Source organism: Clostridium pacaense, assembly GCF_020709765.2.
Classification (GTDB): Bacteria; Bacillota; Clostridia; order Lachnospirales; family Lachnospiraceae; genus Enterocloster; species Enterocloster hominis.
The window spans coordinates 766,717-778,690 of the sequence record NZ_JAJFEB020000001.1 but is presented as its reverse complement, the minus strand read 5'-3'; the positions used below and the strand labels follow the sequence as shown (position 1 = coordinate 778,690).

The window sequence follows — 11,974 nt, the reverse complement described above, 5'->3', positions numbered from 1 at the left end:
GTCCTGTAGCAGGATAAAAGTTGATTACATCTGTATGGAAGGGCTGACAAAGCCGATGACGCTTATTCATACAAAGCGTACTTATTTTCTATGAGAGCATACAGAAATGGTAAGGCTGTATCATGTCTTTTCTGTATGGGCTTCTCCTCCAGGGTTCCCTGTCTGTTTCTACAGAGACGCGTATCCTGACTTATAAAAAATATCCGGACAATTTCATATATGCTTCGTAACGAACTGCAGCATTCCTATAAAAACATCTGCGATAGAAAAGTTGGGTGTTAGGCAGGATGTCTGTTTTATGACATATAAATGAAAAAATTGCCCATTGCAGATTGCGGCTCATAAGTAAGGGAGAAATTATTATGAATGAATATGATGGAATTTTATCGGCTGAATATATGGAACAGCTAAAAAATATGATAGAATGTTTTCCCCTGGCCTGTTATTTCTTAAAAAGGGATATGGAACTTACGATACTGTATGGTAATGAAGCTTTTTATACATTACTGGAGCAGGGAAGGGAGGATGTCAGATATAAATATAAAAACAGTCTTTCATCCTTACTTTCTACAGAAAAGTTTTTTGAGGGATACCGGGAGGATATTCAAAGCAGGGAATTTCTTCATGATGCAGAAATCCATAATATAAAACATCGTTTCTATACCCGGATAAAGCTGGTTGAGGCGGAGGGGATATACTGCTGCATGTCATTGGATGTAAGCGATTTTGTACTTGATAAAACAAAAAAAGAAGATATGCTTCAGCTGCTGCACATGATGTTAACACAGCTCTGGCAGGAATCTTTTGTCATAGATGTCAAAAAACAGACTGTCTATATGGTCAGCCAGAAAAAATTTCTTTCGGGCTTTCCTAAAAAGTTTACTTTTTCTGCATACTTTTCAGAGTATGCAGAAGAGGCCCTGCCGCTGGATAAGGAGGATTATGCCAAACTGCAGCATGCGTACCATAAAACGATGGAGCAGCATGTCCGTACCATAAACGATGTAAGGCTGACGGGCGGTGAATGGATCCGTCTCCAGTTCAGCGCCTATGAGAAAGAAGAGGACAGTGAGCCTGTCATCATGGGTTTTATGGAAGACATATCCAGGGAAAAGCAGGAGTATTTAACCTATCTGGAGGAAACGCAGTTTTATCATATGCTTCTCTCGGAGAAAATGGCATACGGACATATCAATATAACAAAAGATAAGTTTTATGGAATGGGCGGGATCTGGAATCTTTATAATGAATTGACAGAGAAGATGAGCTATACACAGCTGTTTGCTCGTTTCAACCAGAAGGTGGTACATCCGGATGACCGCAGGAGCTATATGGAGCTGATGGACTGCAATAACCTTATGCAGTCTTATCAAAACGGCATTACCAGATTGAAGTTTGAATTCCGGAGGATCATCGAACAGAATAAGATGATGTGGATGGAGATTAAAATCCTATTGTTTAAAGAGCCGCTGCAGGATGAACTGATGGCACTGATGTATCTGACGGATATTGATGAACGGAAGAAAAGCAGCTTTAAACTGCGCTATGAATCAGAATTCGACCAGCTGACGGATGTGTATAATAAAAAGAGCGCCGAAACAAAAATTATCCAGTGTCTCCGTGAACCGGCAGGGCTGCGGGCCTTCCTGATTCTGGATCTTGATAATTTCAAAGAAATCAATGACAGCTATGGGCATAAAGCCGGCGATGAGACACTAATCCTGTTTGCGGCGCATCTGAAGGCAGTCTTTTACAATCACTGTATCGTAGGACGCTTCGGCGGTGATGAATTCATCGTCCTTATGGAACGGATTTCGACCGACCAGGAGGTGGATGAAGCATTGATGATCCTGTACCGGAAACTGCAGGAGGATAAGCGGTATGGTATTAAATTCAGTGCCGGTATTACTTTGATAAAAGGCAGCGTGGATTATGAGACTGTGTTTGAGCAGGCAGATAAGACGCTGTATCAGGTGAAAAATTCACAGAAGGGTGTGTATCAGTATTACAACAGGGAAGTAAATCCCAGACCGGATATAAAAGAACTCCAGGCATTGAAAACTGCGGAACGTGCAGATGCAGGCTATGAGAACCTGGAACTGATGGAAAAAAAGGATTTTGATACCTATCTGGGAGAGTTCGGAGATATCGCCTATCTTGTTGACCCGGATAATTATGATCTGATCTTAGGAAACCAGGCTTTTTATGACCGGGTCGGTTTTACGAAAAGCCAGTGCCGCGGTAAAAAGTGCTACGAAATCATGCAGAGGAGGAAGACGCCCTGCCCGTTCTGTGCAAGGGCAAACTGGTCCAAGGATAAATTTTATTTATGGAAGGACATGAATACTGCACTGGAGCAGGAATTTCTTATTAAAAATAGGCTGATTACATGGAAGCAACAGGTTGTTTTATTGGCAATTGCTGTTGATATTTCCAATGATAAGAGCATTGTGGATTCCCTGGAAAGCCATGCGACAGAAAGCCATTTTCTGCTCAGCGGTATCCAACATATGCAGGAATGTATGGATTTTAATGAGGCGATGCAGAGCATCCTGGAAACAATCTGCCATTTTTTCAAGGCGTATCAAGCGGGAATCTGGATGATGGATGAACAGAGCGGTCTTTATGCGCTGAACAGCGAATGGTCTGCCGGGGATTCAAATGATGTATGGACATGGAGCGGGGAGGAAGCTGCAGTACTCAGTGCATGGCTGAGTGCGCAGAAGTGGAGCGGGCCGGTGAGTCTGGAAAATCCACAGGCGATGATTGGGGAGTCCTTCGACATGTATCAGCTGATGCAGGGACACCATGTGCAAAACCAGCGCTGGATCCATCTGGAAGAACATGGGGAGGAATACGGCTGTCTTGTCATAAATAATATCAATGCCAACTTTCAGAATGTTTCATTCCTGGAATCCCTGTCCGGTTTTATCGTGAATGAAATCAAGCGGAACCGTCTGCTTCAGGCAACGCTTCATGCCAACCGTTATGATCTGCTGACCGATGTACTGAACAGAAACAGCTATGAGAATAATCTGCCGCATTATCAGAAAGATGCAGTCCATTCGCTCGGTGTGATTGTCGCAAACATAGATAACCTGAAGAAGATTAATGAGGATTATGGCACGATTACCGGGGATCAGTATATCCGCCACCTGGCAAATCTGATGAAAATGATTTTTACGCAGACGGATATCTACCGATTCAATGGGGATGAATTCCTGCTCATATCCGTGGATAGTGAGAAAGCCATGCTGGAGGAAAAGGTTCAAAAGCTGCGGGATAAAATTGAGAAAAATGAGAATTTTAGCGTATCCCTGGGATTTTCATGGGATAGCGTGGAGTGCAATCTGACAGCATTGATCCATACTGCAGACAATGTGATGAAGTTAAATAAGAAACGCCATTATGATGAAATGCACGGGAGTGATGATATACAGCACCGCCAGCTGCTTAGAAATCTGATCAAGCAAATACAAAGAGGAGAGTATGTGATTTATCTGCAGCCCAAGTATCATCTGCAAGACCATCAGGGAATCGGTGCGGAGGCCCTAATCCGCCAGCGGCACCCGGAACTCGGCATCCTTCCTCCTTCGGAATTCATACCTGTCTTAGAGTCCAACGGAATCATCCGTTATATTGACCTTTTCGTCTTAGAAGAGGTATGCAGGCTGCTGCAGAAGTGGAACCGGGACGATTTCATCATATCCCTGAACTTTTCAAGGGTCACGCTGATGGAGGATGATATTATCAACAGTATGAAGAAAATTCTGGATCATTACGATTTCCCAAGGAAATGCCTTGAAATTGAAATGACAGAGAGTACCGTGGAACACTGTCCGGCCATGCTCTATAAGACCGTGCAGGGAATCCGTGACCTGGGTCTGCGCATATCCCTGGACGACTTTGGTATCCGCTATAGTAATCTGTCTGTACTGAATGATATCCGTTTTGATACACTGAAGCTAGACAAGAGCTTAATCAAAACCCTGGTCAGCGAACAGCGGAGCCGCATTATCCTGCGCAATGTCATACAGATGTGCAGGGAGTTAGATATAGAAATGATTGCAGAGGGTGTGGAAACAAGCCGTCAGGAGGATATCCTGAAATCACTTGACTGCCCGAATGGACAGGGGTATTTATTTGCCCGGCCGATTCCCGTAAAAGATTTTGAAGCGGATTTTATTCTGAACCAATCATAGAACTACATCCACCCTGTTTCCAAGGGGGAGTGTAAAAGATTTACAGATCTGTATATGTAAAAATTTACCAATTGTAATACTTTTTACAGGGATATATAATCATAAGAATACATAGTCAGAACTGCCACAACTAACTATTGCAAACACAGGCAAGATGCCGGCAGGTTTTTCTACTGGAATGTAAAGATAAAAAGTCAATCCTGTTTAAGCCTCATTTGAGAATTTTTATGTTTTTGTGTGGAATCGTCACCTTATATTCTCATTGGGTTTGAAGTTTGATAAACGGTAGAAATTAAACCTTACAGGAGGGAACATGAAAAAAGTCACTGTTTTATCAAAGGCCGCTGAAAGCAGCTATATTGCTAAAGCTATGGATGCAAGCGTAAGTAAACATTTATTGGACGAACACTTTACCTTAGTAGCGGCCAATAACCGTTTTTATGAGATGTTTGGATATGATAAGGAAGAATATATACGCTTATATAAAAACTGTGTGGATGTGTATTATGCAACTTATCAGGAAGGGTGGAATGAACTTGTTAGTGTGGTTAATACTGCCATACAAAACAATGAAGATGAGTTTACTTATATAGGGCGTATAGAGCATAAAAGCGGAAGGAAGATATGGGTTAAGCTTGTCGCCCGATTTACGGATGAGTACATAGATGGATGCCAGGTAGCCTATATTATAATGATTGATATTAGCGATCTGATGCAGAATAAAATAGAAAAGGATGTTATTAAAAATGTTTTTCCAGGGCCGATTTCAAAATATAGGGTCACGAAGGACCGTTATGATTTTTTAGAGGGAAATGAGAAATTTTATGAAATATTTGGGAATAGAAAGATTTCATTTAGTCACAGTGACAGTTTTTCAGATAACGCTATTGGTGAATTGAAAGGCAAAGAATACGATCTGCGGAAGGGGGATTTTACAACCTTCACAGTCACGCATATAGATGATGATGAAAAAAACCATTATTTCAAAGTCAATGCAGAGTGTGTTGACTGGATTGAAGATGACCCGATTTATTTATTGCTTTACACGGACATTACCGATTTAATCATCCAACAGCAAAAACTTGAAGAATATAATCAATCTATCCATAAGCTTGCCTATTCCGATGAGGTTACTGAAGGGTATAACCGAAGGAAATTTGACCAGGTTGCCTTGAACGCCATAAATAACAGCAAAGCCGGCTCATACAGCATGGTCTGGATGAATCTTCAAAAGTTTAAATTAATTAATGATGCGGGAGGGATAGAAGCGGGAGACAGGGTCTTAAAGTATATTTATGAGAAGATTGATCTGTTTTTAAATCCGGATGAGTATGTGTGCAGGCTGTTTTCCGATAATTTCATTATTCTTTTCAAGGAAAACGATAACATGGATATAGAGAAAAGAATATTACAAATGATTTATGAAATGAATTCCTATAACATCGGTAAAAAAGAAAAATATTATCTTACATTTGTTTGCGGTGTTTATCATATAGATGATATCGGACTGTCAGTTACTGCAATGGAGGACCGCGCCCATACTGCATTAAAATCGAATGACAGCAGCCGTTCCGAACTTTGTGTCTGCAACTATTATGCTGACGAAATGCGTTCTAAATTAATTAATGAAAAAATCCTGGAAAACAGGATGAGGGATTCTTTGAAAAATAAAGAGTTCGAGGTATATTTACAGCCTAAATATTCATTAGACACAAAGAAAATCTATGGCGCCGAGGCACTGATTAGATGGGTCCATCCAACGAAGGGGCTTCTTCCACCGGCAGAATTCATCCCTTTATTTGAGAGGAATGGATTTATTATAGAATTGGATCTTTTCGTTTTTGAGGAAGTGTGTGCTCTGATTAAAAAGTGGATGGACAACGGAGTAGAGGCACATCCTATTTCTGTTAATATGTCAAGGGCTCATTTTGTCAAGGATGATTTTTTAGACAGGTATATCCAGATTAGAGATAAATATGGTGTCCCTGCGGAGTATCTGGAAATTGAGCTGACCGAGACAATGGTATTTTCAAATCCTCAGGCGTTTAGTAAAATAATCAGAGAAATCCATGAGGCCGGTTTCAAATGTTCAATGGATGACTTCGGAAGTGGATATTCATCACTGAATATGCTGAAAAACTTAGATTTGGATACAGTTAAACTTGATGGCGCATTCTTCAATTCAAAAACAATGGAAGATAAAAAAGAAAATATTATTGTAAAAAGTATTATAGATATGACCAAGGCATTGGATATGCTTACCGTAGCGGAAGGAATTGAGTCGGAAAAACAGATGGATTTTTTGAATCATACAGCATGTGATTATGTGCAGGGCTATATCATTTCTAAACCGCTGCCGATTAAAGAATTTGAAAAACTAATCAGATAGGTGTGATGCATTAAAATTTTCTGTTTTTTGAATGTTGGCGCCACGTGATAAAACAGGCATCAGGACAGCCTGATTCATCAGCCGAGTATGTTGTAAGGGTGAGTGGGGGGAGGGCATCAGACAGAAAATCCAGTGAGAATCCCTCAAACGATAGTTATGGGGCGCAGAAAAGGATACATACTTAAGGAAGGGTAGTGTTTATAGTGATTATGTCTTCTAGTCAGAACGCTACTGTTATATGGAAACGCTGCAGTACCAATCGCTTGCAGACACAGCGGTTTCAGATATGTATTAAATACTGTCACAAATGGCACCAGGAAGGGCGGATAGAGTTGGTAGGATATAGAAGGGAGAGATGGTGGAAAGCCTGAAAAGAAGATGTGCAATATCTATATTTGAGGATGCTGACAAATAGAGATGCTTAAGTTTATATTTTTTGGAAGAAAACTTAAGCGAATCCAAAATACAAAGAGGTCGTAGAGCTGAAGTTTTATTGATAAAGCTGTTTTTATCTTGTGCAGTTCTGTCAAGCAATCTTATGCTTTATTAAGTAAGTCGGAGATTAAAGATGGAAAAAGATTCGATGCTATGGAATCCTTTTTTGATGCGGCACTGAAAAATAGATAATGACATTTATTGTGTTCGGTTTTGAATTAATATGCTTGTAGAAGATAAAAGGCGTGTTTTCTTATTGAAGGAAAATCTGCTATTTGGGATACCCACAAGATATAAATAAAGAAAAAGTATATAAAGCTATAATCCTAATCTATAGGGTTGTAGCCTTTTTTAATTCGACAAAAATAGACAAGGCATGTCGACCAGTCATACTTGACAGGATACGAGGTCCACCACCTCCTGATTTTCAATCTAAAAACAATGAAAATCAGGAGGAAAGAACGTGTCAGAGAAAGAAATATATATTATTTACATATGTAAGCAGCCAGTTGAGGTCAGCAAGGAAGTGTATGATGTCTACAACAAGGGAGAACGAAAAGAACGGTATTTTTCTATCGATTTAAAGTCAGAACGTGTAAAAAAAGATTGCAGAAGTGGAACCAGAATTACTATCCCTAGCCGTGAAGACTCATATGAGCGGCTTTTAGAAACAGAAAAGCAATTTTCATCTGATTCTGATAGTGTTGAGGACGTAGTGATGAAATCTATCATGCTGGAACACTTAAATATGGCCTTAAAAACATTGACAGAGGAGGAACGATGGTTAGTTCATGAATTATTCTTTAAGCAAAGGACGGAACGGGAACTTTGTGCAGAAATGCAGATTGGAAAAACCACCTTACATAAGAGGAAAGAAAAACTTCTGTCTAAACTCCGCAAATTATTAGAAGAAAATTAAAAATATCAGGGACCAACCCCTTCACTTAACGGCAAAGTAAGTGAAGGGGTTATTTTTATCCCTTCCCAGCACCTTGATAACAGAATATCCAGTGTGACAGATACAATGCCGAAGGAGCGGTTTTACCGGAAAGCACGCGCCAGGACAGCGCCAGGCGGAAACAGGAATTAATAATCCCACATTCCAAGCGATACATGTCCGTGGCTGATATGCCCTGTGGCGGGGCAGAATGCCATGACCTCCAAGGCTTCATTATGATACTTCTATATTTATATAGCTCCCATATGCAAAGGGAGAGACTGTACACCCGGTCAAGGTCAGGGCGGTCTTCCAGATGAAACATTTACGCGGGGAGTATTTAGGTCCTGTTGCACCATATGGGTATCAAAAAAGTGCGACAATTAAAAACCATATCGAACCAGATGAAGAGGCTGCTGAAATAATATATAGGATACATTGCATGAAGTTTTTTGACGGATTATTCCCGCAGCAGATTGCCCGTATCCTGGAAGCAGAGGGTATACCAATCCCATGTGAATATCTGAAACAGAGAGGAAGTAAGGTATATTTTAACGTTAGGGATATCAAAGGGTGGAATCAAGGAACTGTGAAACGTATCCTGCGGAACAGCATCTATTTAGGCGTTACAGTCTCAGAAAAATCAAGGGCAATGGAAACCGGTTCAAATAGGAAGGTAACAACCCCCAGGGAGAACTGGCTGGTGATAGAAAGAACCCATGAACCAATTGTGCCGTGGAGGATATGGCTTGAAAACCAAAAGCCTTTAAGAGGACGGAAAAAAAATAATCCCATGACAGAAATGAAGGATATCCAGGACGTTTATAATCCGGATGTCAGTGAAGGGAGACATCTGCCGCAAGGTATGGCAGAGCGGATAATTAAGAGGGAAAAGATATCTAGCATCAAATCCGGGGAACATATGCTACCAGAAGAATTAAGGGATTCACCAGTAAAAAGTAAGGTATGGTGTGCAAACTGTGGGAATAAGATGATGCGGCATTTAGGAAGAAAAAGAATCTATTATCTATGCAATTACCGATACCATAACGCCCAGGGAGACTGTATGAGAGGTGGTTTCAGGGAAGACCGGTTAATGGAACTGGTTTTGGCATCTATCAACCAGCAGATTACCGCGGTTGCTGACCTGCGCAAATATCGCGATATTGAGGAGCAGAAGCGTAAGGAACATCAAAGAGCGGTCCAGGGGGAACGGAAGAGGCTGGAGCATAGACGGTTGTCCCTTAAGCATGAAAAGCTGGAACTATTTGAAAAATATCAAGCCGGGGTGATTGGAAAGGAAAAATATCAGGCGTTAAAGGGAGAGAATTCCAAAAGCCTGGAGGAAGTGGAGAAGGAATATGCGGCATTAGAAAGTCAATCAAAGGATACAGAAGAGGAGGGCTGGGGGTGTCTTGATCTGTATGAGGGTAAGCAGGTGGTACATCAGCTGACAAAGGAACTTGTAGAAGAGTTAGTGGACAGGATTATCCTTTATGATAAGGAGCATGTAGAAATCCAGTTCCGTTATATGGATGAGATAGAAAGACTTGTAAGATGCCGGCATGATAAGAATCAGGAGACAACAGGATATTGAAACGTGACTCATCTGCTTGATATACCGGAATACCGATTAAAAAATTTATCTGTATAGGAATATAAAAAAGACTGGGGGAAAAGAAATTGGATATGAAATCCAAAAAGGTATGGGGGTATTGCAGACAGAGTACTCCTGATGACGAAGGAATCGAAGGACAGAAGCGGAAAATCCAAAAGTATGTACAGGACCACGGTTTTGAACTTTTGGGATATACAGTGGTCAATGGTGGCAATCTTAAAAATGATGGGCCGGAGATGGAAGGATTACGAAAAGCCGCGGAGGAATTACAGGTGGATACTTTGATAGTCTGCAGTGTGGGCCGTATCTCTAAAGAATATGATGACATGAGGGAAACGGTTGAAACGATTGGACGGTTTGGTATGCAGTTGGAGAGCATAGCAAATGATTATTTTGAAATTCCCGAATCTGTGCATGGGATTTTCAAAACAATGACTGGATTGATGGACGCTGTAAACCAAGAGGATAAAGCTGATGATGAAGACACCTATGATTATGACGAGGTGGGAGAAGAGGTATAGGTAAATCTTGATTGTAAAAATAGGCAGAAGATGTTACTATGGTAGTAATTACTTATATCGGATAAGGATGTTGAAAAAAGTCTGAAAAACCTTTGTGAAATTATCAATAGGTGTGATTTGATTACATAATATGATAACAGAGGTGGATTTCGCAGGTTTGCCATATATAAAAGTGGTGAACTTGTCAGACTATCAGAGAATACTTTTGAATGGTATAAAAAATAGTAGAAAAAGTGTCATTAACTTGACACAAGCCTGGGTGCAGTAAATAGACTGGATTTTATTGAATATGAAAAGGCGTAGGGAAAATTTCTTTACGCCTTTTTTGATATTTTTTTGTATAATGTAAGGTATCCTTTTGGTTATTACTTTCGAACGTGATATGGATTGAACTGTAATCCTCATGTGGCACATGACACATATGGAAAAAATATTACCACCTACAAAGGTGGTATGGATTGATATGCTGGAAGAGTCAGTAGCTATGACATTCAGCATCACCTCTGTTTTTAGACGCAAAGGAGGAGAGGGATTTTATGTCAAAGGCGGAAACCGCTAGGAAATTGTACGAAGAATGCAAGGATATGGATATAGAAGAAACTATGGATTCCGGCATGTATTCGATACCGAGTTCCAGCATGATTTCTACGGCTTGAAGCAGCTTTCGTCCTGTCAGAAAAGTATCCCATCATTCCTCATTTGAGCCTGTGTAATTACATCCCTGAACTGATAGATTTCTTTTTTCTGTAAATTGCAGGCTGTCACCATATGGATTGTCAGATCATCAATCCCAGGCACCTGAAATGTGCTTAATTTACGATTCCCGTCAGTCACGGCTGTCGGGAGGAGGGAGATACCGGTTCCCAGAGCGACTGCACGGGATATTGCCTCTACGGTATCTAGATCTATCAAAACAGGCATGGAATGTATTTGGGAAAGCACCCAGTTCTGGAGCATTCTCCTATAGGGGCAGGTTTCTATCGTGTTTACGATAAGAGGGTACCTGCATATGTCTTCAAACTTGCTGCCGGCCGGCGCAAGGATACTTAGCATTTCTTTAAAAGAAAAGATGGATTTTAAGTGTATGATAACTTTCAAAAATAAAGTGGCCCTTGTCACTGGAGGAGGGACGGGAGTTGGACGGGCCGCATGCATGAAATTGGCGGAATATGGGGCTTCTGTTCTTGTTGATTACGCACACTCCCATGAGGAGGCGCTGGAAACGGTTCAGATGATAACAAAGAACGGAGGTAATGCGGCTGCAATCAGGGCGGATATTTCTAAAAATCCAGAGGTTAGTGAGATGATTTTGGAGGCGCAGGATCAATTTGGCGGAGTTCACTACCTGGTTAATAATGCAGGTATAACAGAGCAGCTGGATTTGGCTGACTTGAAGGGGGTTACAGATGAAATGTGGGAAAGATTATTTTCAGTCAATGTAAAAGGGCGCATTTTATTGCGCCCGTGCCGTGGTCCCATTCATGAAAACACAGACAGGGTGTTCGATTCTTAATTTGGGGAGTATTGCCGGCATGACAGGATCCGGATTCTCGCTGCCATATGCCGCTTCAAAAGCTGCCGTCCATTGCCTGACGAAATCGCTGGCCCGCGCCCTGGCACTTGATATCCGGATAAACGGCATAGCGCCAGCGGCTATTTCTACAAGATGGTGGTCCGGTGAGGAAGAGAAAATGTACCGGCTCAGCGGCAATCTCCCGTTACAGCGGATTTCAACAGCGGAAGACATTGCGGAATTAATCTGTGCGGTTCTGGCCCAGGATTCCATGACAGGACAGATCATAAGCCCTAATAATGGGATGCTGATCTGATTTACAAAGCTACTAACGGCATTGAGAAAAAATAGAATTTGAG

General features: G+C 41.2%; 9 protein-coding genes. 8 read left to right on the top strand and 1 reads right to left on the bottom strand.

Translation table 11 applies throughout. From position 1 onward, the window contains the following. Nucleotides 1–362 precede the first annotated feature (362 nt). From LK536_RS33185 to LK536_RS33160, 6 genes are all read left to right on the top strand, one after another. Nucleotides 363–4,202: a bifunctional diguanylate cyclase/phosphodiesterase gene (locus tag LK536_RS33185; protein WP_227795099.1), complete on the top strand. Its 3,840-nt coding sequence runs from the start codon at nt 363–365 to the stop codon at nt 4,200–4,202. A gap of 313 nt (nt 4,203–4,515) precedes the next feature. Continuing rightward, nucleotides 4,516–6,591 carry a sensor domain-containing protein gene (locus tag LK536_RS33180; protein ID WP_227795098.1) on the top strand — a complete coding sequence of 692 codons (2,076 nt, stop codon included), beginning with the start codon at nt 4,516–4,518 and terminating at the stop codon, nt 6,589–6,591. An 898-nt stretch (nt 6,592–7,489) separates the two neighbouring features. Next, the gene (locus tag LK536_RS33175; RefSeq protein ID WP_227795097.1) at nt 7,490–7,945 is read left to right on the top strand and encodes a sigma-70 family RNA polymerase sigma factor; all 456 of its coding nucleotides are present in this window, start codon (nt 7,490–7,492) and stop codon (nt 7,943–7,945) included. A 334-nt stretch (nt 7,946–8,279) separates the two neighbouring features. Further along, the gene (locus LK536_RS33170) at nt 8,280–9,560 is read left to right on the top strand and encodes a recombinase family protein (protein ID WP_227795096.1); all 1,281 of its coding nucleotides are present in this window, start codon (nt 8,280–8,282) and stop codon (nt 9,558–9,560) included. A gap of 92 nt (nt 9,561–9,652) precedes the next feature. Beyond that, nucleotides 9,653–10,102, top strand: coding sequence for a recombinase family protein (locus tag LK536_RS33165; RefSeq protein ID WP_227795095.1), 450 nt, complete (start codon nt 9,653–9,655; stop codon nt 10,100–10,102). Between the two features lie 421 nt (nt 10,103–10,523). Then, entirely contained in the window at nt 10,524–10,661 is a 138-nt protein-coding gene (locus LK536_RS33160) for a hypothetical protein (RefSeq protein WP_506092069.1), read from the top strand. A gap of 113 nt (nt 10,662–10,774) precedes the next feature. Here LK536_RS33160 and LK536_RS33155 read toward each other — a convergent pair whose 3' ends face one another. Beyond that, on the bottom strand, nt 10,775–11,200 hold the full coding sequence (locus LK536_RS33155) for a LysR substrate-binding domain-containing protein (RefSeq protein ID WP_506092068.1): 426 nt from the start codon (nt 11,198–11,200) through the stop codon (nt 10,775–10,777). On the opposite strand from LK536_RS33155, the gene LK536_RS33150 reads away from it, so the two are divergent. Continuing rightward, nucleotides 11,187–11,615: an SDR family NAD(P)-dependent oxidoreductase gene (locus LK536_RS33150; RefSeq protein WP_506092067.1), complete on the top strand. Its 429-nt coding sequence runs from the start codon at nt 11,187–11,189 to the stop codon at nt 11,613–11,615. The genes LK536_RS33155 and LK536_RS33150 overlap by 14 nt on opposite strands. Then, entirely contained in the window at nt 11,584–11,931 is a 348-nt protein-coding gene (locus tag LK536_RS33145; RefSeq protein WP_235712058.1) for an SDR family NAD(P)-dependent oxidoreductase, read from the top strand. Before LK536_RS33150 ends, LK536_RS33145 begins: the two co-directional genes overlap by 32 nt. Nucleotides 11,932–11,974 lie beyond the last annotated feature (43 nt).